The organism is Hyalangium sp. (genome assembly GCF_045802625.1).
GTDB lineage: Bacteria > Myxococcota > Myxococcia > Myxococcales > Myxococcaceae > Hyalangium.
Genome location: NZ_JBJMQP010000254.1, coordinates 1 through 23,402, shown reverse-complemented (window position 1 = coordinate 23,402; position 23,402 = coordinate 1). Strand labels below are relative to the sequence as shown.

Below are 23,402 nucleotides of genomic sequence, written 5' to 3'. Positions count from 1 at the left end.
GTGCCGTGCGCGGTGGGCGGTTGGAGCCCACCGGGAAGGTGAGAGACGTATGCGCCGAGCGTTATGGCAGTGGCTGCTGGTGGGCTTCGCCCTGGTGTGGGGCGCTTCGGGGTGTAGCTGCGGCAAGCCCCCCGTCGAGTCGCAGCTGGAGGTGTCCTTCCAGGCGCCCACGGATGGGCAGCGGCTGACCTCGGCGGACGACGCGGATCCCACCACGGATGGGTTCCAGTACGAGGTGGTGGCGGTGGCGCGCGACACGGCGGACCGCCCGGTGAAGCTGGCCAGCGCGAAGCTGGAGGTGCAGACGCCCAGCTCGCAGACGCCGGGGGCGGTGCCGGACGCCGTCATCGACGGGGCCACGGCGCGCTTTTCGGGCACGCTGCTGCAGTCGCGCACCAACGTGCTGGTGGTGACGGTGGAGGAGGCGGGCTCGCACCGCACGGCCACGCAGCGCATCAGCGTGACGGTGTCTCCCGAGCCGCCGAGCGTGGAGCTCACCCAGCCCGCCGAGGGCCAGGTGCTGCGCGAGGTGGATGACGCGGACGCGGACACGGCGGGCTACCAGCTGCGCTTCTCGGTGAAGAGCACGGGGCTGGCCGGGAAGACGGGCACGCTCTACTGCGAGCAGGCGTGCGGGGTGCCGCCCACGGACTTCACGGTGAACAGCAGCGGGCAGACGCAGGTGTCGGTGACGCTGTCCCAGTCCGCGTGCGAGGCCCAGAACGCCGCGTGCTACGCGGTGGTGCGCAACGGCGACAAGGAGGTGACGTCCGGCAAGCGCAACATCGTGCTGGACACGGTGGCGCCGCGCGTGGAGGTGGCCTCGCCCGTGGCCCCGGTGAGCTCCACCTCATTCAAGGTGGAGGCCGCCGTCGGCTGCACCGAGCCCAACATGGTGGCCACCCTCTCGCGGCAGGGCGCGCCGGACCTGTCCACGCTGGTGGTGGGCGGAGGGGTGACGTTCCCCTCGGTCACCGTGCCGGTGGATGGGCAGTACTCGTACACGCTGCGCCTGGCCGACAGCGGAGGCAACGTCACCACGCGGCAGATCCCCGTCACCGTGGCGAGCACCCCGCCCACGCTCAAGCTCGGGGTCTCGAAGACGATCACCTCGGACACCGTGGATGGACGGCTCGACAATGGCGTGCAGGCGCCCGTGAACGTGCAGGTGGACTCGCTGCCCCTGGGCACGGAGGTGCGGCTCTTCACCACCGTCAACGGCCAGTTCGCGCGTCCCCAGCGGGCGGTGACGGCCCTGGTGGGCAACAGCCGCGTGGCCCCCTTCATCGCGCAGCTGGCCGAGGGCACCAACACCGTGCAGGCCTGCGTGAGCAACGCCGCGGGCATGGAGCAGTGCGCCGTGGATACCGTGACGGTCTCCACCAGCCGGCCGACTTGCCGCATCATCGCCCCCTTGGATGGAGCCCTCGGGCGCACCCTGGCCAGTACGGTGCGGGTGGAGTCCGGAGCGGGCCCCGTCACCGTGGTGGCGTACGACCTGAACGGAGTGGAGCAGGCGCGAGCCAGTGGCACGGCAGCCAACGGTTCGGCGCAGGCCTCGCTGACGCTGCCGGGGGATGGGGAGTATCACCTGCTGGCCTCCTGCCCGGGTGGCGGCACCAGCCAGTCGCTCTCGGTGGGGGCGGATACCGTGGCCCCCGCGCTGTCGTTCAACGTGCATGACGAGCCCACCGGGCAGACCACCCTGGGGCCCGAGCTGAATGACACCTCGCTGAGCCCGGGCATGCAGATCTCCCTGGACGTGAAGACCGAGCCACGCGCCTCGGTGCTCGCCACGGGCTGCGGGACGGTGGGCTCGGTGGGGCAGGCGGATGCCAGCGGCGCCCTGCTGCTGCGCAACATCTCCGTGCCGGACAGCGGGACGTGCGATCTGCAGCTCACCGCGACGGATCTCGCGGGGAACACCACCCCGCTGACCAAGACCCTGACGCTGGCCTTCAGCGGCGGCAAGCTGAAGTTCGACGCTCCGGCGGCCGGACGCTACCTGGGCGCCGAGGATGGTCTGGTGCGGGCAGGTGGCGGGCTGACGGTGGCGGTGAAGCTGTCGGTGACGGCCACGGCGGCGGGGACGTTGCGGCTGATGCGCGGCACCACGGAGATCGCCTCCACGCCCGTGGCGGCCAACGACACCCAGAAGACGTTCACGGACGTGGCGCTGGACGAGGGCGCCAACGTGCTGCGCGCCGAGCTCACCGGCCCCGGCGGCACCGTGGCCTGCGCCACCATCCTGCTGCTGGTGGACACGCAGCCGGGGAACATCTCGCTGAAGATCCCCGCGGGCTCGCCCGATCCCTACAGGGCCGTGCTGGATGGGGCTCCGGAGCTGCCGGGCATCCAGGCCACCCTTCAGTACGACGTGCCCAACCGCTCGGCGAGCGCCGTGGTGGACATCTGCACGAGCGTGGCCCTGGTCCAGGGCGCCTCGCCCTGCCGGGATGGTTCGGGCTGGTTCACCCTGGCCGCGAACGTGTCGGCCCTGGTGCCGAACTTCACCTATCCCGACGGCAAGTACTCCCTGAAGGCCGTGCTGGATGATGGAGCCATCTCCGTGTCGCAGGAGGTCAACCTCACCGTGGACAGCGTCGAGCCCGTGGTGCGCGCCGTGGAGCTGCTCGGCGACACCAACGGCGACAAGCGCCTGAACGCGACCGAGCTCCCCTCGGGCCCGCCGCAGGTTCGCGTCACCGTGGATGGGCTGGAGGACGGCCGTCCCGTGCAGGTGCGCAACGCCGGCCTGAACATCGTCTATGGCCAGGCCACGGCCACCGGGGGACAGGCCACGGTCGATCTCACCTCCATTCCCACGGGAGTGGCGGCTGACTACTCGCTCGTCGTCACGGTGACGGACGCGGCGGGCAACCAGAACCGGGTGTCCAACCCCACGGCGTTCTACCCGCTCAACACGGCGGCCTTCTTCTCGTTCCGCCTGGATCGCGTGGTGCCCACCCTGGTGCTGAACGCTCCCACGCGGACAGCCCTGGGGATCGCGGATGACGCCTCCAGCAGCACCGCCGGCTTCCAGCTCCCGGTCTCCGTCAACACCGACTCGGACGTGGGCGCGGGTGGCGTGCACATGGATCTGTCGCCCTCCGGTGGCTCGGTGGACGTGACGCCCTTGGGGGTGGCGGCCAGCAACGTGTTCACCCTGCCGGCCTCGGGGACGGTGACGTACACGCTGACGATCATCGCCACGGACAGCTCGGGCAACCGCAGCGCGCCCCTGGTCCGCACCCTCACCGTGGACCTGCAGGCCCCCACGGTGGCCCTGGTGACGCCCACCGCGAACACCGTCTACGCCAGCACGGATCTGCCCGTTCAGGTGAACGTGGGCGGAGGGGACGTGAGCACGGTCCACATCGTCACGCAGGTGGGCTCGGGCTCTCCGGTCGCCATTGGCGATCTGCAGGTGCTGTCGGGAGTGGCTCAGGGCACGCTCAACTTCCCCGTGGGCGTGCAGACGGTCTCCGTGATGGCCAGCGATGCCGCGGGAAACCCGGCCAGTGACTCGGCGGCCAACGTGGACGTGGAGGTGCCCGGCTGTGCCATCACCCTCACCCATCCGTCGGCCGCGACGGCGACGCTGCTGGCGCAGGATGATCAGGATCCGGCGACGGCCGGTCTGCAGTACCACCTGACGGGCAACACCTCGGACTGCCGCGGGCGCAGGGTGTTCCTCTACCGAGGGGCCTCCTCCACCACGCCCGAGGCCTCCATCACCGCGGATGCGACGACGGGAGACTTCTCCTTCGACGTGACGCTGGCGGATGGCGAGCAGACCCGGCTCACCGTGGAGGTCTTCAACATCTCCGCGCTGCGCAGCGTCGACTACGTGGACGTGGCGGTGGACATCACCCCGCCGCTCATCACCTCCGTCTCTCCGGCGCCGACGACGCTCTACTTCGTGGCCCACACCAACGCGTTCCTCTTCCCGACGCCCGCGCCCGACCACGTGGAGGACCTGTCTCCAGGCGGGGACGCGGATGCGAAGTTCACCCTCACGGTGACCCAGGGCGTGGGCGGCAAGGTGCAGGCTTTCTACCGAGGCAGCCCCGTCTCCTCGGAGTTCACCCTCACCACGGATCCGGAGACGCTGGACGTCCCGGTAGTGCTCACCCAGGACACCTCGGGCCCGCTCGAGCTCCGGGTGCAGGATCCTTCCGGGAACGTGACGCGCCACACCGTGGCGGCCACCGTGGACGTGGTCCCGCCGGCGGCGCCCACGGTGACGCGGACGCTGGTGTCAGGCCAGGAGCGCGCGGCCAAGGTGGACGTGACGTGGACGGCCAGCGGGGACGACGGGCTGTCCGGCACGGTCGCTGGCTACGATCTGCGCTGGACCGTCAACGCCCAGCTCCAGCCGCCCGCGACCCGCATCGCGGATGAGCCCACCTTCTTCAGCTCGAAGGTGAAGCAGGAGACCGGTGCGCTGCTCCCGGCGGCCGCCACGAGCTACAGGCTCACCCTGCCGCCCCTGGCGACCTACTCCATCCAGCTCCGCCCGCGCGACGAGATCGGCAACTACGCGCCCTTCCAGGCGGAGACGGACGCCGAGCTCATCCACAACTTCTGGACCAATGCGTCCTTCCGCAACCCTGGCTCGGCGGGGAACACCTTCGCGACCTACATGGTCTCGCGCGGAGATCTGAACGCGGACGGCTTTGATGATCTGGTGGTGAATGCCTCGAACGGGAGCCTCCCGGGCGTGGTCTACGTCTACTACGGCTCGAGCAACCCGCAGGCGACGACTCCCCAGGCCCTCACGGTGTCGGAGCCGAGCAACCTGTTCTACGGGGCCGACTTCGACGTCGGGGATGTCGGCAACGACGCGACGGGCGCGGTGCAGGATCTGCTGATCAGCGAGCGCGGGTATTCGAGCACCAGCGGCCGGGTCTTCCTCTACTTCGGGCGCAAGAACTCGAGCGTGGATACCACGGGCACCATCGAGTTCCGTCATGTCCCCAGCATCCCGAACGCCTCGCTGGGCGGCGCCGTGAAGGTGATCGGCGACATCAACGGGGATGGGCTGCAGGACTTCATCCTCAGCTCTCACGGCGAGAGCCCGCCCCAGGCCTACCTCTTCTATGGGCGCTCCGCGGATGCCTGGCGGGCCCTGGGCACCGGCTGCACCGCCAGCGCGTCATGCGTCGTCGCCACGAGCAACGCGGACAAGATCTTCACCGCGCCCGCGGGGATGCTCTTCTTCGGGCGCAACCGTGGCTATGTCCCGCTCGGGGACATCACCGGAGATGGAGTGCCGGACTTCACCATCCCCGCCTCCCACGAGTCGCAGAACAACGTCTACGTCTTCTCGGGGGCCGCGGTCGTCTCGTCGCCGGGGAAGAACGTGGACCTGTCCACGGCCCTGCAGGTGGTCCACCAGCCTTCCAGCACGGGAGGCTCCGCCACCAATGGCTTTGGCACCGAGGCCGTGGGTGGAGTGAACCTGGCCGGAGGTTCGGCCCCCGATCTGGTGGTGGGCATGGCGACCGAGAGCAAGGTCTTCGTGTACCGGGATGGGAGCGCCTCCGGCTTCACGACTCCGCCGCTGTTGATTCAGGGTGGCGGCCGCTTTGGTTCGGCGCTGGCGCGGGGCGATCTCAATGGCGATGGGCTCGTGGACATCGCCATCGGGCAGAACCTCACGGGCAGCTCCGCGTTCGTCTTCTACAACCAGGGCGTCCCCGGGGCGGAGTTCGACACGCAGCAGGAGAACGGCTTCTTCCAGTCCAAGCTGGAGTCCGCCAGCGCGCTCGGCATTACGCTGACCATCCTGGACTTCAATGGAGATGGAAAGCCGGATCTGGCCGTGGGGGACAACAAGTCGAATTCGGCGGGCGTGGTGGTGTATTATTGAGGGGCCCACATGACGACGGAGCAGCCCAAGAAAGCTGGGAAGAAGAAGCCCTACCTGCCTCCGCAGGTGCGCTCGGAGCGCATTCTGGCTCCGGATCTCTTCCAGCCGAGCTGCTTCGTCGATCCCGAGAACCCCCCGAACTGCTTGTAGGCGGGGGCTGGGATGCGGCTGCTGCGCTTCGGGGACTGGAGCGTAGGGGTGGATGAGGAGCTCCTGACCCGAGCAGGCGAGCGGTGCACGCTGGCTCCCTTCGCGGCCACCCAGCAGGGCGCTCCTCGCCTGGTGCTGCGGAGCGGGACGGTGCCCTCGGGGCAGGGGGCGCCGCTGGATCCGCGCCAGCCCTCCGGGCCTCGCTTCCGGGTGGAAGGAGAGGTGGTGTGCGTGGAGCCGCCGCGAGCGGAGCTCGACACCGAGCTGGCCCTGCGCGTGGGGATGCAACTGGCGACGCTGCGGCAGGGCGGGCTGCTGCTGCACGCTGCGGGCGTGGCCTTCCAGGGGCGAGGCGTGGTCGCCATCGGGCCGAGCGGGGCGGGCAAGTCCACCTTCACCCGGCTGTGCGCCCAGGCCGCGGCGGCGGAGGTGCTCTCGGATGAGGTGGTGGCGCTCTATCCAGAGGGGAGGGTGGAGGGCAGCCCGTTCTGCTCGGAGCTGGATCTCCCGTCGTCCCGGGCCCGGGCGCGGCTGGCGGCGGTGCTCCTGCTCGCCAAAGGCCCGGAGGAGCGGATGGAGCCCGTGACACCCCAGGAGGCCATCGCGGCGCTGATGGGGCAGGTGTTCCGGCCGTTGCCCGGGGAGGCTTCGCCCGGAGACATCCTCCAGCGCCTGGCGCGCATCACCGAGCACGTGGCGCTTCGGCGCTTCGTCTTCCGCAAGCATGAGGCCGCGGCCGGCTTCGTGAGAGGGTGGCTCGATGGCCAGTAGGCACCCCATGGATCTCGTGGCCCTGGTCGAGGCCACGCCCACAGGCCGCCAGCTCTGGCTGCGAGGCGCGGGGCGGAGCCTCTATCCCCTGCTGCGCAGCGGAGACTCGGTCCGGGTGCTGCGGTGCGAGGCGGAGGGGCTCGCCCGAGGGGATGTAGCGCTCATGAAGGTGCGGCGCCAGCTCGTCGCGCATGTGGTGGTCTCCACCCAGCCGCTGGTGACGGCCCCGCTGCTCGGAGGGAAGAAGGATCCAGAGGGCCTGCCGCTCGGGCGCATCACCGCGCTGAGGAGAGGCTCCTTGCTCCTGCCGCTGCCTCGCGTGTCTCGCCCCACGCTCTTTCTGGGCCAGCGGCTGCTCGCGGGGCTGTGGTCTCGGCCCAAGGCTCGCGCCGTGTTCCGCCGGCTTCGGGACTTCACCGTGTCCGGCTGGTCCCGCCCGCTGCGGAAGCGGTGGCTGGGAGAGCTCGAGGTCCGCCTGCTGCGAGCGGAGGATCTCGACGCGCTCCTGGTCTTCGCGGGAGAGCGGCTGCTGGTGCCCTCGCCGTTCCTGCGCCAGCAGCTGCTGGGGCGCTGGACGCGCGAGGCCGGCTCGATGGGCGCGGCGGTGGGGGCCTTCGACAAGAAGGGGCGGCTGTGCGGCTTTGCCTATCTGGACGACTACCGCCAGGAGGGCCTGCAGCTGGAGGGGCTGTGGGTGCGCTCGCTGGTGGTGGCGCCACGGGCTCGCCGGATGGGCGTGGCGTTCCAGATCATCACCTGCCTCATGGACGAGGCCCGGCGGCAGGGCGCCGACCGCATCTTCGCGGACATCGACGATGACAACTTCGCCTCGCTGAGGACGTTCCGAAGGGCGGGCTTCCGGGGCTCGTCCACCGAGCTCACCCTGCAGGTCAACTCCGAGTGGAGCGCCTCGGGAGGAATCAAGCCGCTGGTCGTCATGGAGTGCGAGTTGAATTGACGTTCATTAGGATTTCATGAGAGGGGGCGGGTGGGTCAAAAGCACCGTTCCAGCTTCGCCGAGAGGCTCCTTGTGAGTTCCCCCACCCCTGCCGCATCTGCTCCCAACCCCGCCGAGGACGCCAACAACCCGTGGTTGACCGTGGACCGCGTCTCCCTGGGGCTGCTGGTCATCTCGTTTCCGCTGGCGGTCGCCTCGCACTTCTTCTTCCCGGGCACGTGGACGTTCATCCTGTGCGCGGTGGCGCTGATCCCGCTGGCGCGGCTGATGGGCGAGGCCACCGAGGTGATCGCCCACAAGCTGGGCAGCGGGCTGGGCGGGCTGATGAACGCCTCGTTCGGCAACGCGGCGGAGCTCATCGTCGCGCTGGCGGCGCTGCGCTCCGGGCAGGTGGAGGTGGTGAAGGCCTCCGTCACCGGCGCCATCCTGGGCAACCTCCTGCTGGTGCTGGGCGCGTCGATCCTGGCCGGTGGCCTGAAGTACGCGCGGCAGAAGTTCAACACCACGGCGGCGCTGTCCGGCGCGGCGATGATGTTCCTGGCGCTCACCGCCATGTCCATTCCGGATCTCTTCCATGCCTTCCGGCGGCATGAGGCGGATCCGGTCATCTTCCCGATGTCGGTGGCCATCTCGGTCATCCTGCTGATCGTCTACGCGCTGTCGCTGCTGTTCGCGCTCAAGACGCACTCGCACCTGTACGAGGGCGAGGAGCAAGGCACCGAGGAGGAGCTGCCGCCCTGGACCCCGAGGGGGGCGAGCGTCATCCTGCTGGGCGCCACGCTGGGCGTGGTGGTGGTGGCCGAGTTCCTGGTGCACGCCATCGAGGCGGCCATCGCCACGTTCGGCTTCACCCATACCTTCATTGGTGTGATCATCATCGCCATCGTGGGCAACGCGGCCGAGCACTCCACGGCGATCATGATGTCGCTGAAGAACAAGATGGACCTGGCGTTCAACATCGCCTTCGAGTCCTCCAAGCAGATCGCGCTCTTCGTGGCGCCGGTGCTGGTGCTGGTGTCCATCCCCATGGGGCAGCACATGACGCTGGAGTTCAGCCACATGGAGGTGCTGGGCATCGGCCTGAGCGTGGGCGCGGTCACGTTGATCGCCCTGGACGGCGAGTCCAACTGGCTCGAGGGGGTGATGCTGCTGGGCGTCTACGCGATCCTCGGCGTCACCTTCTTCTTCATTCCGTGACGGCGCGCGTCCGGTGACGGCTCCCGCCACGTCTGAAGCCACGGCTCGCGCGGAGTCCCAGGCCCGGCTCCGGGCCGACGGCGCGTTGATGGTCCTCACGCTGCTGTGGGGCACCACGTTCGTGGTGGTGAAGGACGCGCTGGGGCATGGCGATCCCTTCTCGTTCCTCGCGATGCGCTTCACGGTGGGCGCCGCGGTGCTCAGCGTGCTGGCCGGGCGCCAGCTGCTCAACCCGAGCTATCTGCGGCGAGGAGGGGTGCTCGGCCTCTTCCTCTTTGGAGGGTTCGCGCTGCAGACGATGGGGCTGACGCGCACCACGCCCTCGCGCTCGGCGTTCATCACCGGGCTGTCCGTGCTGGTGGTGCCGGTGGTGCTGCTGGCGCTGTTCCGGCGGGTGCCGCGCGTGTCCTCGCTGGTGGGCGTGGTGCTCTCGGCGGTGGGGCTCTACTACCTCACGGGAGCGGAGGTGGGCTTGGGGGTGTCCTCGGGCGATCTGCTGACGTTCGGGTGTGCCGTGTCGTACGCCTTCCACATCGTCTTCACCGAGCGCTTCGCGACGAAGGAGGGCGTGCAAGCGCTGGTGGCGGTGCAGCTGTGGGTGGTGGCGCTGCTGTCCGCGCTGTGCCTTCCCTTCACGCAAGTGCACGTGGAGTGGACGCCCTCCTTCATTGGGGCCACGCTCTTCTGCGGCGTCTTCGCGAGCGCCCTGGCCTTGAGCATCCAGACCTGGGCGCAGGCACGGACCTCGGCGGTGCGGGCGGTCATCATCTACTCGCTGGAGCCGGTGTTCGCCGCAGCCTTCTCCGTGGTGCTCGGGTACGAGAAGCTCGGAGCGCGCGAGTGGGTGGGCGGTGGGCTCATCGTCCTGGGCGTGCTGGCCTCGGAGCTGGGCTCGGCCTTGTGGGAGCGGTGGCGCGCGAGAGAGGCGGCGCGGGCCTGAGCGGGAGGCAGGGCTGCTCGGGTGCTGGGGCGACGGGCGGGCGGGGCGTTACATTGGGGACACAGGGAGGCGGCCGCGCGCTATAGGGGGAGCTTCCGCATGAGTGTCGAGCTGAGGCGAAACGGACTGCACCTGACGGGGACCCCGCTGTCGCTGGATGCGACGCGCAAGACGCCCCTGTCCTTCGTGAGCCATGGCCACTCGGACCACATCGCTCGCCACGAGCGGACCATCTCCACGGCGGCCACGCTGCGCTTCATGACGCACCGGCTGGGGGCCGTGGGCGCTCCGCTGGCGGTGCCGTACAACCAGATCTTCGAGCTGGGCTCGCTGACGCTGGAGCTGCTGCCCGCGGGGCACATCCTGGGCAGTGCCCAGCTCCGCGCCATCCGCTCGGATGGCAAGCGCATCGTCTACACGGGGGACTTGAACCTGGTGCCCTCGTTGACGGCCGAGCCCGCGCAGGTGGCCGAGTGCGACACGCTGGTGATTGAGGCCACGTTCGGCCATCCGCGCTACCGCTTCCCTCCGAAGGAGCAGGTGCTGGCGCAGGTGGAGGCGTGGGTGCGCCAGCAGCAGGAGCGCGGGGCCACTCCGGTGTTGCTCGGCTACCCGCTGGGCAAGAGCCAGGAGGCGATGAAGTACCTCTCGGGCCGAGGCTTCAGCCTGGCGGTGCATGCGTCCATCTACGAGGTGACGCAGCTCTACGCGGAGTTCGGCGTGCCCATCGAGCGGGTGCGGCGCTTCGACGGCAGGGTGGAGCCGGGGGAGGTGGTGTTCTTCCCGCCGCACCTGTCGCGCACGGGAGGGCTGTCGGGGCTGTGGCCGCGAGCGACGGCGGTGCTCACGGGCTGGGCGTTGGATCCGGGCGCGGCGTACCGCTATGGGGCGCAAGTGGCCTTCCCGGTGTCGGACCACGCGGATTGTCCGTCGCTCGTGAAGTACGTGAAGGAGACGGGGGCGCGCGAGGTCCTCACCCACCACGGCTTCAAGGAGGAGCTGGCGCAGGTGCTTCGGGATGAGGGCATCGACGCGCGAGCGCTGGGGAGCAAGCCCCAGCAGCTCGCGCTCTTCTGAGGACGCTCACTCCGGCGACTGGACGATCAGCTTCTCCTTGCCGCACACGTCGCAGCGCAGGTGGACGAACAAGTCGTCCTCGCTGTCCTCGGGCACCTCGCCCTCGGGCACCCCCAGCTCCGCCTTCGCCAGCGCCGGCACCTTCGCCGGAATATCCGCCGCCCTCAGCGCCTGGACGTACGTCATCTCCCGGTCGTGGCACTCGCGCGTCTCCGGCCCGGTGAGCCACTGCGGCTCCATCCCCTCCGGCAGCCGGCTCACCAGCTCCAGGTTCGTCACCGTCTCGGCCAGGTACGCCAGCCGCCGCAGCCGGGCCTCGTCCGGCAGCGCCGCGAACACCTGGAAGCCCTCGAACAGCGCGTTGCGGTCCTCCGCCGTCGCCAGCTGCGCCAGCTCCATCGCCGGCTCCGCCGACTCCAGCGCCTCCTCCCAGTTGTTCTCCGGGGTGAAGCCCGCCTCCAACAGCGCCGTGTAGAGCTGCGTCGCCGCCAGCCGCCGCCGCGCCTCCTGCAGGTGCTCCACCACCTCGTGCGTCAGCCGCAGCTCCAGCAGCGCGCCCGTCACCCGAGGATCGATCGAGCCCGTCAGGTCATCCACCTCCACCTCGGCCCGCAGCGCGTCCTTCAGCACCTTCGCCGCGGAGAAGCGGAACAGCGGCAGCACGCCCACCTCGCGCAGGTACATGGCCGCCACCGAGGCGTCCTTCCCTCCCATCCGCAGCGACTTCTGCGCCCGCTCCACCGCGCCCGGGTCCGCCGACGGCTTCTTGTTCTCCAGCCGGGACTTCACCGCCTCGCGGTACATGGCCTCCAGCGACGAGCCCGGCGGCAACCGCTGCGGCACCAGCGGCCTCAGCCCCGGCACGTCCAGCACCCACACGGGCGGCGCCGCCAGCCGCTTCAGCGCCCGGAAGAACAGCGCTCCCGGCGGATCCTGCGGCTTGAAGGGCGGCAGCTCCTCGCCCACCGGCCCCATCACCGCCGCCGCGGCCGAGCCCAGCGCCTTCTCCCGCTGTTCGCGAGTGAACGCGGTAATCCCCTGCGCTGGCGGGGGCGGCGGGGGAGGGGCCTCCTCACCGTCCAGGCCCACCACCCGGTCCATGTCCACCTCATCCATCTCCAGGTCTTCCAGACCCTTGGCGCCGGTGAAGTCGCAGCGCAGCAGCTTCAGCTTCTCGAAGGTGGCCCCCTCGAGGTTCGCGCCGCGGAAGTCACAGTCTTGCAACCGGCCGCCGTGGAAATAGGAGTTGGACAGGTCCGAATCGCGGAAGTTGATCTTGGAGAGGTCGCACCGTTCCCACTCCGAGCCCACGAGCCCCAAGCCCGACAAGTCCGCGTTGGCGGAGAAGAGCTGGGTGAACGTGGCGCCGGTGTGGTCGGTCGGTACCTGACCGGCCTTGCGGAGTTTGTTCCACTCGGCCGAACCATTCTGGAGGAGCTTCTCAATACTGGGAGCCTTCGGCATGGACCGGCCATTATTCGTGTGGTCTGGTCCCGGCGCAAAACAAATGATCGAGTACCGAATCGAAGAGGACAGTACGGGCATGCGGCTGGACAAGTACCTGCGCAAGCGGCTGCCCTCCATGCCCACCAGTCATCTCTTCAAGATGATCCGCGTGAAGAAGGTGCGCGTGAACGGCAAGCGGGCCCAGCCCGAGCAGCTCCTGGCCCCAGGCGACGTCATCACCATCCGCGGCGACGAGCAGCAGCTCACCGGCCCCAGCCCCTCCGGCCCCCGCCCCCCGCCCCCGCCGCCTCCCGTGGACCCCTCCGAGCTCGTCATCCTCCTGGAGGACGACTGGATGATGGCCGTGGACAAGCCCAGCGGCATGGCCGTCCACACCGGCAGCGGCATTACCGGGGGCACCCTGGTGGACTATGTGCGGGCCTACCTGGGCCCCAAGGCCGTGCGCAACGACTTCACCGCCTCGCCCGCCCACAGACTGGACCGGGAAACCTCCGGTGTCATCCTCGTGGCCAAGCGCCGCCCCGCCATGGTCCATTTCACCGAGGTCTTCACCGAAGGCCACTCCCGCAAGCGCTACCTCACCCTGGTGAAGGGCAAGATGCCCAAGGACTCGGGCGTGATTGACTTGCCCCTCTCCGAGCACCAGCAGACAGCCGAGTCCAAGGCCCGTCGGGGGGTGAACATGCAAGAGGCGCTCACCCGGTGGAAGGTCATCCGGCAGTCGAGCGAGGCGGCGCTCCTCTCCTGCGCCATCGAGACCGGACGCACTCATCAGATAAGAAGGCACCTGGCCGCGGTGGGCCACCCCGTTGCGGGGGACAAGAAGTATGGTGACTTTGCCTTCAACCGGGACGTGCGGGCTCGGTGGGGTTTGAAACGTTTGTTCCTGCACGCCGAGCGCATCGAATTTCCTCACCCCCAACACGGCGGGAAGGTGACGGTGGAGGCGAGGTTGCCTCCAGAGCTGAAGGACGTACTCAAAAGAGCTGCGCTGGAACCGTCATGAGCACACCCAATCCGAAGATTGACCGCAGCCGCTCCAAGCTCGTCCTCGATGGGGAGAAGAAGGGCCGTTGGTGGCTCCTCCCCCTCAAGTTCGCCGCCTGGGCCGCTCTCACCGGTACCACCGCCGCGGCGGTGGGCCTCGTGGCGCTGTACTACATCTACTCACAGGACCTGCCGGCCATCCCCAAGGTGGACGAGTACTGGCCGCCCATCGTCAGCGAGGTGTACACGGACGACGCGGTGCTGGCCGGCGAGTTCTACAACCAGCGGCGCAAGGTGGTGCCCTACGAGCGCATCCCCAAGCGGCTGGTGCAGGCGTTCATCGCCAGCGAGGACTCGAGCTTCTTCGACCACATGGGCGTGGACGTGCCGGGCACGGTGCGCGCGGCCCTGAAGTCGACGGCGGCCAAGCTGGGCCTGCGCAGCGGCGGCGTGCAAGGTGGCTCCACGCTGACGCAGCAGACGGCGAAGGCGGTGCTGATCAACGCCGAGGGCTACAAGGAGTCCACCGCCAAGACGCTCAAGCGGAAGATCCGCGAGGCCATCCTCGCCCGGCGCCTGGAGGCGGCGCTGACGAAGGAGGAGATCCTCTACCTCTACCTGAACAACGTCTTCCTCGGGCACCACAGCTACGGGGTGCAGAGCGCCGCGGAGAACTACTACCGCAAGGACGTGCGCGACTTGACGCTGGGCGAGATGACGCTCATTGCCGGACTGCCGCAGGCGCCCAGCCGCTACTCGCCCTTCCTGCACCCGCAGGAGGCCAAGAACCGCCGCTCGTACGTGCTGGGCCGCATGCTGAAGGAGGGCATGATCACCCAGGCGGAGCATGACTCGGCCAACGCCGAGCCCGTCATCGTCCACCCGGTGGAGGACGTGTTCCACGAGTTCGCCCCGTACTTCGTCGAGCAGGCCCGCCGTGACGTGGTGGACCGCTACACCAACCCGGCGCTGCTGGATCAAGGCCTCAAGGTCTTCACCACCATGGACAGCGAGCGCCAGCGCGCCGCGCAGGAGGCGGTGCTCAACGGCCTGCTGGTGCTCGACAAGCGCCAGGGCTGGCGCGGCCCGCTCATGAGCCTGGAGAAGGAGGCCGACCGCAAGACCTTCATGGAGCGCGCCAGGAAGGCCATGGGCAAGGAGGAGCTGATCCTCAACCGCTTCTACGTGGCGCTGGTGACGAAGATCGACGCGGACGGCACGGGCGCCGACATCCAGGTGGGCCCGTACGCCGGCCGGCTGCCGCTGCTCGGCATGCGCTGGGCGCGCAAGGTGAACCCCGAGTCCTACTACTCGCCGGGGGCGATGATCACCTCGGTGAAGAAGGCCCTCGGCGTGGGCGACCTGATCGTCGTGCGCCACGTGCTGAAGAAGGACCTGGCCGACGACAAGGAGCAGTGGGACAAGAAGCTGGCTGACGCCCTCCCCGACGACGAGGCGGTGCCCCTCGAGGGCGGCAAGCACGGCCAGGGCGTGGAGAACGTGGGGCCCATGAAGTCCACCAACAAGGGGCCGCCCCTCTTCCGGCTGGAGCAGCAGCCCGAGCCGCAGAGCGCGCTCGTCTCCATTGATCCGCACCGGCAGTACCTCACCGCGATGGTGGGCGGGTACGACTTCGACGACAACGAGTTCAACCGCGCCTTCCAGGCGTGCCGTCAGCCGGGCAGCTCCTACAAGCCCATCGTCTACTCGGCGGCCATCGAGAAGCTCAACTGGACGGAGGCCACCACCATCGTGGACTCGCCCATCGTCGAGCACGATCCGGACACCAAGGTGGCCTGGAAGCCGGAGAACTACACCGAGGAGTTCGTGGGCGACGTGCTGCTGCGCAACGCGCTCATCAACTCCATGAACATCCCCGCGGTGAAGACGTTCGGCGCGGTGGGCACCAAGGTGATGTCCGAGTGGGCCCGGACGCTCGGCCTGTCCACGCCGATGAACATGGACTTCTCCGCCGCGCTCGGCTCCTCGTGCGTGTACCCGGTGGAGCTGGCGCAGGTGTACTCCACCTTCAACCGCTACGGCCGCAAGAAGCCGACCTTCTTCATCCGCAAGATCGAGGACCGCTTCGGGCGCACGCTGGAGGACCACACCGCGTTCGATGACGCCTGGGCGCCGCTGCAGGACCGAGTGGCCTCCGCCTACGCGCGCCTCTTCGAGCCGGGCGACCAGGTGATGGCCCCGGAGACCGGCTTCATCATGACGCACCTGATGCGCGGCGTGGTGCTGGAGGGCACGGGCGCTCCGGCCCAGCGCCTGGGCAAGCCCGCCGCGGGCAAGACGGGCACCACGAACGACTCGTTCGACACGTGGTTCTCCGGCTTCACCCGCGATCTCGTGACGGTGGCGTGGGTGGGCTATGACTTGAACCCGCACCCGCTCAACCGCTACGAGACGGGTGGCCGGGCCGCGCTCCCCATCTGGCTGGAGTACATGAAGAAGGCCATCGCGGACCGGCCCCAGGGCGAGTTCGCCCCCTGGCCGAGCATGGACCTGGTGAAGCTGCCCATCGACGTGAAGACGGGGAAGATCGCCGCCGAGACGTCCAAGAACATGAAGATCATGTTCTTCAAGAAGGGGACGGAGCCGAAGGAAGTGGCCCCGCAGAAGAACCAGGTGGACGAGCAGCAGTTCCTGATGGGCCAGCAGTAGCGGACCTTGGGGCGGGGGCGCCGTTGCGATACGCTCCCCCGCGAGGCCCACCATGGACAGCCCCTCCCCGCTGCCGCTTCACCCGGGTGTGCTGCCGCCCGGCACGGAGGTGGGAGCCTGGCGCATTCAGGGCTGGGCCGGTGGCGGAGCCCACGGCGCCGTCTACCGCGCGGTGCCCCGGCACGACGAGCACGGCTGGCCTGTGGCCCTGAAGTTGGCTCTGCTGCCGGAGGACCCGCGCTTCGCACGCGAGGCGGCGCTGCTGTCTGGCTGCCACGACCCCAGCATTCCTCGGCTGGTGGAGCAGGGCTGCTGGGAGTCTGCCTCGGGCACGCGCCACCCCTTCCTGGTGCTTCAGTGGGTGGACGGCACGCCCTTGTATGCGCAGGCGCGGTTGCACCCGCTGGAGCCCGCGCGGGTGAGGCGCTGGCTGGGACAGCTCGCGCAGGCGCTGGCCATCGTCCATGCGCGGGGGGCCGTCCATCGCGACTTGAAGGGCGACAATGTGCTGGTGCGCCGCTCGGATGACCGGGCTCTGCTCATGGACTTCGGCTCGGGCCTCTACCCAGGCGCCGCCCCGCTCACCCCTGCCATGGGCTTCGCGGGCACGCCGCTCTACCGCTCGCCCCAGGCCTGGCTGTTCGAGCTCCAGCACCACGGCGGCACCACGGCGCGCTACCAGCCCTGTGCGGCGGATGATCTGTACGCCCTGGGAGTGACGGCGTGCCGGCTGCTGACGGGCGAGTACCCGGAGCTGTACGAGCCGTTCCGGGACGAGGAGGGGACCTGGCATGTGGAAAGAGTGAGAATGCCGCGGGCGCTGGTGAGCGGCTCCTGGGTGGAGCCTTCCCTGCGCAACCTCACCCTGCGCCTGCTCTCGGTGCCCCCCGAGCAGCGCGGCAGCGCGGCGCAACTGGCGCGGGAGCTGGCTTCGCCCGAGGGCTCCTCGCGGCGGCCCTCCGGAAGCCGAGCGCTTCGCAGGCGTGCAGGGCGCTGGCTGACGGCGGTGGCGGTGGGGCTGGCACTGGCCGTCGGGGTGGGAAGGACCGTGGCCCACGAGCTTCTGGAGCGGCCCTCCGTGGCGCGCACCGAGCCCGCGAGGCCCGGCTCCGCGGAGGCAGGCACCTCCGGGCTTGGCGAGGACGCCGCGCGCACCTCGCTGGACAAGCCGAGCTCGGGCGCTCCACCAGAGGGGATGAAGGACGCTCTGCCCGAGCCGCAACCTGGACAGGCACGGCCCGATGAGAAGGGGCGGTGCCCCAGCAAGGCGATGGTGATCCTCAACGGCGGATGCTGGACCCCCATCTCGTGGGAGCCCGAGAAGTGCCAGGAACTCGGGGGCAAGATGTTCAAAGGTGTCTGTTATGAGCCCTTCATCCCACTCGGGCGCAAGCATCCTCCCACTTCTGAGCCCGTGAAGAATCCCTGAAATCCAACCCGACACATCGGGTCCGGAAAAGCGACGCGGCAGGAGGCCTGGGCCGTTGGCGTTGCGCCCTCCCGCTGCAAGGCGGTGTGGAATGATCCGGCTGTGCGGTAGAGCGCCTTGCCTGATTCCGTCGGAGCAGGGGGGGCACTTCTAAACGTTTAGAACCGGGTGGGGTGGCGCCTCTGAACGTTCAGGACCGGTGGGGGGCGCTTCTGAAGCGGTCGGAACCGGCTGGACCGCTACCGCCGGATCGATACTGCTGGTGAAGGCGGCGGGAATCGAACCCGTAACGAGGCGGAAGCAAAACCCTAAGCAGGTCGCGCTGTTACCGGCTAACGCCTTGATCTCACATCGGATCGTTCCCCCGCTCCGTCCCGTCTTGTCCCGTCTCGTCCCGTTCAATTCCCCGCTGGAGGGGTGAAGTGGACCCCGTTTTTCGGACCACCCCGTTATTTGGATTTCCGGCCGACTCCACCGTAGGAGCACGGCATGACGCAGAGAAACCGGAAGCGGTTTGACCCAGCGTTCAAGGCACGGGTAGCACTGGCGGCGATGCAGGAGCGGGAGAGCCTGACGCAGCTGGGCAAGAAGTTCGGAGTGCACCCGGGGCTGGTGGGCCAGTGGAAGAAGCTGCTGCTGGAGAAGGCGGCCTCGGCCTTCACGCGCGACAGCAGCCAGGAGACCGAGCGCGTCCAGGACGAACTGCTCAAGAAGATCGGCGAGCTGACGGTGGAGCGAGATTTTTTAGCTCGCGGGCTGCCGCGCTCCCGTCGAACGAGCGACGAGCGATGTTGCAGCCCGGAGCCGACGAGCTATCAATGCGCCAGCAGTGTGCCCTGCTGCAGGTGGCACGCTCGGGCCTGTACTACGAGCCGGTGGAGGTGGACGCGGAGGAACTGGAGCTGATGCGCCGCATCGACGCGCTCTACCTGGAGCAGCCCTTCTACGGCAGCCGGCGTATGAGGGTGATGCTCCGGCAGGCCGGGCTCACGGTGAATCGCAAGCGGGTGCAGCGGCTGATGCGCCTGATGAGGTTGGAGGGCATGGCCCCGGACCCAACACGAGCCGCCCCCACTCGGAGAACCCGGTGTTCCCCTACCTGCTGCGCCGCGTGGAGGTTGTTCGGCCCAACCAAGTGTGGGCCACTGACATCACCTACATCCCCCTGGAGCGGGGCTGGGCCTACTTGGTGGTCATCATGGACGGGTTCAGCCGGGCGGTGCTGGCCTACAGGCTGTCCAACTCCATGGAGGTGTCCTTCTGCCTCGAGGCGCTCCACGAGGCGCTGCTGCACCACGGGCCGCCCGATATCTTCAACTCGGACCCGGGGGCGCAGTTCACCGCGGTGGAGTTCGTCGCGGTGCTCTTGGCGCACGAGGTGCTCGTGAGCATGGACGGCAAGGGGCGCTACCAGGACAACATCTTCGTCGAGCGGCTGTGGCGCTCGCTCAAGTACGAGGAGGTATATGCGCGCCCCTACGCCAACGTGCACGAGGCGTGGGCCGGCATCAGCAGGTGGCTGCACTTCTACAACCACCGGCGGCCCCACCAGGCGCTGGGCTACAGCACTCCCATGCAGGTGTACCGCACGGGCCAACTTCTCCTGGCCGCGTGACTCCACAGCTCTCCACAGTTCTCCACAGGTTGCCAGTCTCCCCCAGGCCCCCTCGACAACGACGACCTCGACGACGTATCAACACACTCTCACCGTCGGCTGGGATGCAAATAGCGGGGCCCCGAAACTGGTCCTAACGATGGGGTCCACCTCAGGGCACACTAGGGGCACATGCAGCCCAACAGCGTCAATCTGCTTGGACGCGAGCGGCCTGAGTTCCGCGGTCTCCCAAGGCTTACGAGAGGTCCGTAGGAGGATGAGAGTAGCGTGTGCCCTGGCGAGGTGGACCTGGGGAGGGGCAGGTCGACGGTCTGACTGTCCGACGGGTTCAACCTTGGAAGCGACGAGTGAGCCCGTTCAGTACCAACTCGACGATTCGATCCTGATCCGGCGTGAAGAACAACTCCCGATTTTCATCCAGCGAGAGGCCGTTGGGCGGCCACTTGGGCCCACCGATGGAGTACCCCGTGACAAACGTCATTGCCTCCGTGAACGTCAGAGGGAGGTCCGGAACCCCCGCTGGGCGGAAGAGACCCGACGCCTGCGTAACAGTTCGGTCCTTGTTGGCATCCTCGACCACTTTCCTGCCAAAGGAGCCAACGCTCCGGCCGTCCGGTGGCCATGCCTTGGAAAGGCCTAGCAGCTCGCCCACCACCTGAGCGCTTCCCCCAAAGCCACCAATCACATAGAGCGGCTGGTTCAGGGCTAAGGCCAGCATCGTCTCTTCCAGGATGCCGGGCATTCGCCCGCTGTACCCGGACAACTTGCCAGCGATGAACACGCGCGCCACGCAGCGACACGACATCATCCACCGCATCCGGAAGGTGGTCGCGGCTCGCGCCAGAAAGGAACCCTGGGGCAGCGAGCTCCAGTAGGCCGGTACAGGGACCTCACTCAGGCCGATGACCTTGGGAACCAGAGCGTCAGGCTGCTCTCTCGCAAAGACCTCCAGCCTGACCTTGGGGCGGTTCTCTTCCGACGAAGCCAGCTTCGAAGGCGCCTCGACGAGAACTTCTTTTTTATTCGCGAGTCTCTCCACCAGCTCCTTCATCAGGGGGTTGTCATTCCATTTTCCCCCGTAACCCACCACGGCGCCGATCTTCCACAGCCGTTCCACGACGTTGACGGCGACCTCCTTCCAGGCATCCTGCGGAACCCCTGGGGGGGCCTGGCTCTCGGAATCGCCCGCGCTCAGGCCAATCAACCCATTGATGCTGAACGGATCGAGTTCTCCGAGATCGCGATGAACGTTGAGCACATGCGGAGGCGGGAGGTGTTCGCGGGTCAATGGCTCGTCCGCGCTGGCCTTGGCGGCTGCCATCTCGATGATCGCCTCGATGGACCGCGAACCATGGCGGAAGCGTCCGGCGTCGAGCATCGCCTCGATCAGTTCATCGGAGATGGGTTGAGCCGGGGGTTCCTTGCCCTTCTGGGGCACTTCGCCTGTACGGGCTTGCCGGACTCTCTTGAGAGCAGACTCGATGAGGAGCGCTCTGCGAAGCATGGTGCCCTTCGGATCGTTTGGGCCCCGCACGTCCACGTAGCCACGAAGACGGCTGACAAAGTCAGGCCCTTTGGCTTCTCGAAACCGGGCACCTGCAGCTCGGCCGAAGTCCTCCATCCGGGAAGCGGTTCCCCCAGCAAAGATGTAGATCGCGCGCTTGAGCTCGAACCGCTCTCCCGCGTCGACCAACTTGCCATCCTGCATCGGCGCCAGGAACCGGCTCAGCCAGCCCAGGGGAACCCCTGCTAGCGGAGCGTCGAACTCGTCGAAGAAGATCACGGGCACGGAGCGGCCGTCCATGTCGAGCCGCACGGCCCTGATGGCCCGGATGAGATCAGCCGTTGAGGCGAGCTCGGTGAGGTTCACCTCGGCGACTTTTAGTTCCTGACTCTTGTCGTGCTGATCCGTCTTGAGATGTTTGCAGATGTCCTTCACCAGGAAGGATTTGCCGCTTCCGGGGGGACCGAAGACAGCCAGGCAGAGGGGCCGCGGCGGGGTGGCAAGCTTGATGTAGTTCTCCACCAGAGACTGGAATGCCAACTGCTGTTCGTACTCCTCGCGGGCGAACGACCACAGATCATCGGTGAGCGACCAGGCTTCCTTGTCCCGGAGCTTCTCCAGCACGCTCTTGCGGTGACCCTTGATGATGCTGATGGCGTCCTGGCGCTCTTTCGTGGTGGTGCTCATTTTCTATCCGCCTTTGCTTCCTCGGCCTGCTGGGCCCAGGACTTCAAGAGCACGACGATGAAGCGAGCGACTGACTCACAGGCGGCCTTACTCCAATGCCTGGAGTGCTCGTGCTTACGCTCGTCCGCATAGTCAGCGACACCCCGCACCATCAAGAAAGGCACAGGCCTGAGTTGCTGGCGAGCAGCGAACGCGACGCCCGCGCCCTCCATTTCGACACCCAGCGCTGTGTTGTTGAAGGAGAGCAATCGCTCGATGGCGTCTTGAGAAGCGATCACCTTGTCTCCGCTGAGGACGGGGCCGAAGCGGACACGGGGGCTGGTGCCCAAAGCATCCTTGAGAAGGGGGGCGTGCGATGAGGCGACCTTCCGCGCAAGCTTGAGCAAGCCCTCGTCGGGGTGAGACTTGACCCAACGAATCACGGGTTGGCCCTCGCCGAGTCTCTGAAACTCGTAGTCGAAGACCTCCGTCGCCACGATGATGTCGCCCAGGCGCACGCTCTGGCTCTCAAACCCGCCCGCCGTCCCAACGATCAAGAGGAATTGTGGATCCCACGCGGTGATGGCGTAGGCCGTCGCGACGGCCGCATACATGCGCCCAGCACCCTCGAACTGCGCCAGGATACCTGGGTAGCGCTGGTGGGGGTCGTGGTCGCGAAGATGGATGTGGCGACAGACCCTGAAGGTGGGCGGGGTAGCATCCATGGGTCGTGAATGCATGAGGCGCAGAACCGCATCCGCTTCTTCGGGGAGCGCAGCAAGCACGACAAAGGGCCGACCCATGGAGCCGTGAGCCTAGCCCATCTTCGCGTCTGGAGCGAAGACACTGTTCGGCACCCGAGCCGAGGTGAAGATCGAACTCCTGCAGCGCTTGTAGCTTGCCCGCGCGCACGGTATCGCGCAGCCAAGCGCATACCCTTCGTGGGTGGGCACTGAGTTACGGCACGTCACGGCCCTCGTCGAAGCCGAGCACCCAGAACTCCGGCCGGGGCTCGGGCAGGGCCTTGAGGGCACTGTGCAAGTCCGTGACGGCCTCCCCCTGGCCGTCATCCCCGAGGATGAAGGTGCCGTAGTGCACGGGTACACTCACCCGTGCATCGAGATCCAGGCTGGCCTGCACCGCCCAGCTGGCACGACCTACGCCACACCTACGGCAGCCACCTCGCGATGCGGGGCGTGGCCCTCAAGGTCATTCAGGAGTTGATGGGGCACGCCACCATCGAGATGACCATGCGGTACGCGCATCTGTCACCCGAGGCACGGGAGAGCGCGGTCCAGGAAATGGATCGTCCCATGCCCCAGCCGCGCGCCGCTCAGGGCTAGAGACGCCAGAGGGGCACACTGAGGGCACATGATGAAAAGGAGGACAAAGAAAAACCCAGCAACCCGTTAAGATTGCTGGGCTTCTCGGGATGGAGGCGGCGGGAATCGAAGCCGTGAAGGGGGGTAAACGGCCCGCTCTGAAAAATGGCGCTTCCCTCGGTTTCCCTCTGAAAATCGACCCCTCTAAGCGTCCGCACGCGTCCGCACGCGTCCACTCGATTTGGTCCTTTTTTGGTCCCCGGACTGCCCCGGGACCAAGCCGGAAAAACGTTCCTGCCCGGTGCCAGGATGGCGGCGCCTGGAGAGCATCAAGGCTTGGGAGAAGCCGGGCGAATCTCCAAGACGGTGAGCGGACACGTCGGACACGTCGACGTGGGCCTCGTGGTGAGCATCCAGGCCAGACGCATCGGACACGTCCTCGTGGTGCGTCCAGGCGGGCCGGACGCGGGACACGTCGACGCGCGCCTCGTGGCGAGTGCTGGGGCTCGTGGCCGGCGTCTAAGTAGGTCCGCAGAAGTTCTTGCACACCCACTTCAGCGTGAGCACCTATAGGGCGAAGGCTCAGGGCAAGGTGAGGGTATGGGGCGTAGGGAGTGGTCGCGCGCCGAGCGGGAGCGAGTTCGGCGCGCCATGCAGCGTACGAAGGATGCACGGTTGGCGCGCCGACTTCTGGCCATCTTGCAGGTGATAGAAGGGCAGAGTGTGTCGAGCGTGGCGCGGGTGATGGGGTTCAGCCGACGGGCGCTGCACTCG

15 protein-coding genes and 2 pseudogenes are annotated in these 23,402 nt (G+C 68.0%); 13 read left to right on the top strand and 4 right to left on the bottom strand.

Going from position 1 to position 23,402, the window contains the following annotated elements:
* The first annotated feature begins 49 nt into the window (after positions 1-49).
* From ACJ8AT_RS39410 to ACJ8AT_RS39380, 7 genes are all read left to right on the top strand, one after another.
* Entirely contained in the window at positions 50-5,875 is a 5,826-nt protein-coding gene (locus ACJ8AT_RS39410; RefSeq protein ID WP_407743150.1) for an Ig-like domain repeat protein, read from the top strand.
* A 9-nt stretch (positions 5,876-5,884) separates the two neighbouring features.
* Positions 5,885-6,025, top strand: a complete 141-nt coding sequence (locus tag ACJ8AT_RS39405; protein WP_407743149.1) for a hypothetical protein — start codon at positions 5,885-5,887, stop codon at positions 6,023-6,025.
* 12 nt (positions 6,026-6,037) lie between these two features.
* Positions 6,038-6,796: a potassium transporter TrkH gene (locus tag ACJ8AT_RS39400; protein WP_407743148.1), complete on the top strand. Its 759-nt coding sequence runs from the start codon at positions 6,038-6,040 to the stop codon at positions 6,794-6,796.
* Positions 6,797-6,803: 7 nt separating this feature from the next.
* The gene (locus ACJ8AT_RS39395; protein ID WP_407743147.1) at positions 6,804-7,754 is read left to right on the top strand and encodes an N-acetyltransferase family protein; all 951 of its coding nucleotides are present in this window, start codon (positions 6,804-6,806) and stop codon (positions 7,752-7,754) included.
* A gap of 72 nt (positions 7,755-7,826) precedes the next feature.
* Positions 7,827-8,951 (top strand): calcium/proton exchanger, encoded by a 1,125-nt coding sequence (gene cax / locus ACJ8AT_RS39390; RefSeq protein WP_407743146.1) that lies wholly within the window; start codon positions 7,827-7,829, stop codon positions 8,949-8,951.
* Positions 8,952-8,964: 13 nt separating this feature from the next.
* Complete coding sequence (locus tag ACJ8AT_RS39385; RefSeq protein WP_407743145.1) at positions 8,965-9,891, top strand: DMT family transporter; 927 nt, start codon at positions 8,965-8,967, stop codon at positions 9,889-9,891.
* A 99-nt stretch (positions 9,892-9,990) separates the two neighbouring features.
* Entirely contained in the window at positions 9,991-10,968 is a 978-nt protein-coding gene (locus ACJ8AT_RS39380; RefSeq protein ID WP_407743144.1) for an MBL fold metallo-hydrolase, read from the top strand.
* 6 nt (positions 10,969-10,974) lie between these two features.
* Here the strand turns inward: ACJ8AT_RS39380 and ACJ8AT_RS39375 are convergent, their stop codons facing one another.
* Entirely contained in the window at positions 10,975-12,432 is a 1,458-nt protein-coding gene (locus ACJ8AT_RS39375) for a pentapeptide repeat-containing protein (RefSeq protein ID WP_407743143.1), read from the bottom strand.
* Positions 12,433-12,475: 43 nt separating this feature from the next.
* On the opposite strand from ACJ8AT_RS39375, the gene ACJ8AT_RS39370 reads away from it, so the two are divergent.
* From ACJ8AT_RS39370 to ACJ8AT_RS39355, 4 genes and pseudogenes are all read left to right on the top strand, one after another.
* Positions 12,476-13,441: an RluA family pseudouridine synthase gene (locus ACJ8AT_RS39370; protein ID WP_407743141.1), complete on the top strand. Its 966-nt coding sequence runs from the start codon at positions 12,476-12,478 to the stop codon at positions 13,439-13,441.
* Positions 13,438-16,092 (top strand): penicillin-binding protein 1A, encoded by a 2,655-nt coding sequence (locus tag ACJ8AT_RS39365; RefSeq protein WP_407743140.1) that lies wholly within the window; start codon positions 13,438-13,440, stop codon positions 16,090-16,092. The genes ACJ8AT_RS39370 and ACJ8AT_RS39365 overlap by 4 nt, the downstream gene beginning before the upstream one ends.
* Positions 16,093-16,144: 52 nt before the next feature.
* The gene (locus tag ACJ8AT_RS39360; RefSeq protein WP_407743139.1) at positions 16,145-17,521 is read left to right on the top strand and encodes a serine/threonine protein kinase; all 1,377 of its coding nucleotides are present in this window, start codon (positions 16,145-16,147) and stop codon (positions 17,519-17,521) included.
* A gap of 489 nt (positions 17,522-18,010) precedes the next feature.
* Positions 18,011-19,136, top strand: a pseudogene (locus tag ACJ8AT_RS39355) (IS3 family transposase).
* Positions 19,137-19,464: 328 nt separating this feature from the next.
* Here the strand turns inward: ACJ8AT_RS39355 and ACJ8AT_RS39350 are convergent.
* The 3 genes from ACJ8AT_RS39350 to ACJ8AT_RS39340 all read right to left on the bottom strand — a co-directional run bounded on the left by ACJ8AT_RS39350 (position 19,465) and on the right by ACJ8AT_RS39340 (position 22,416).
* Entirely contained in the window at positions 19,465-21,327 is a 1,863-nt protein-coding gene (locus tag ACJ8AT_RS39350) for an AAA family ATPase (protein WP_407743138.1), read from the bottom strand.
* Positions 21,324-22,109 (bottom strand): hypothetical protein, encoded by a 786-nt coding sequence (locus tag ACJ8AT_RS39345; protein WP_407743137.1) that lies wholly within the window; start codon positions 22,107-22,109, stop codon positions 21,324-21,326. Before ACJ8AT_RS39345 ends, ACJ8AT_RS39350 begins: the two co-directional genes overlap by 4 nt.
* Before the next feature lie 154 nt (positions 22,110-22,263).
* A complete protein-coding gene (locus tag ACJ8AT_RS39340; RefSeq protein ID WP_407743136.1) occupies positions 22,264-22,416 on the bottom strand; it encodes a hypothetical protein in 153 nt (50 codons plus the stop codon).
* A 38-nt stretch (positions 22,417-22,454) separates the two neighbouring features.
* Here ACJ8AT_RS39340 and ACJ8AT_RS39335 point away from each other — a divergent pair.
* Positions 22,455-22,649 (top strand): annotated as a pseudogene (locus tag ACJ8AT_RS39335) (tyrosine-type recombinase/integrase); the annotation flags it as partial.
* A 579-nt stretch (positions 22,650-23,228) separates the two neighbouring features.
* The coding region (locus ACJ8AT_RS39330; RefSeq protein ID WP_407743159.1) for a helix-turn-helix domain-containing protein at positions 23,229-23,402 on the top strand (174 nt) is incomplete at its 3' end.

Bases quoted from the DNA above. Each gene is read 5' to 3' on its own strand.
- ACJ8AT_RS39410 (WP_407743150.1), top strand. From the start codon at position 50: ATGCGCCGAGCGTTATGGCAGTGGCTGCTGGTGGGCTTCGCCCTGGTG.
- ACJ8AT_RS39395 (WP_407743147.1), top strand. From the start codon at position 6,804: ATGGATCTCGTGGCCCTGGTCGAGGCCACGCCCACAGGCCGCCAGCTC.
- ACJ8AT_RS39405 (WP_407743149.1), top strand. From the start codon at position 5,885: ATGACGACGGAGCAGCCCAAGAAAGCTGGGAAGAAGAAGCCCTACCTG.
- ACJ8AT_RS39380 (WP_407743144.1), top strand. From the start codon at position 9,991: ATGAGTGTCGAGCTGAGGCGAAACGGACTGCACCTGACGGGGACCCCG.
- ACJ8AT_RS39370 (WP_407743141.1), top strand. From the start codon at position 12,476: ATGATCGAGTACCGAATCGAAGAGGACAGTACGGGCATGCGGCTGGAC.
- ACJ8AT_RS39400 (WP_407743148.1), top strand. From the start codon at position 6,038: ATGCGGCTGCTGCGCTTCGGGGACTGGAGCGTAGGGGTGGATGAGGAG.
- ACJ8AT_RS39350 (WP_407743138.1), bottom strand. From the start codon at position 21,327: ATGAGCACCACCACGAAAGAGCGCCAGGACGCCATCAGCATCATCAAG.
- ACJ8AT_RS39365 (WP_407743140.1), top strand. From the start codon at position 13,438: ATGAGCACACCCAATCCGAAGATTGACCGCAGCCGCTCCAAGCTCGTC.
- ACJ8AT_RS39375 (WP_407743143.1), bottom strand. From the start codon at position 12,432: ATGCCGAAGGCTCCCAGTATTGAGAAGCTCCTCCAGAATGGTTCGGCC.
- ACJ8AT_RS39360 (WP_407743139.1), top strand. From the start codon at position 16,145: ATGGACAGCCCCTCCCCGCTGCCGCTTCACCCGGGTGTGCTGCCGCCC.
- ACJ8AT_RS39345 (WP_407743137.1), bottom strand. From the start codon at position 22,109: ATGGGTCGGCCCTTTGTCGTGCTTGCTGCGCTCCCCGAAGAAGCGGAT.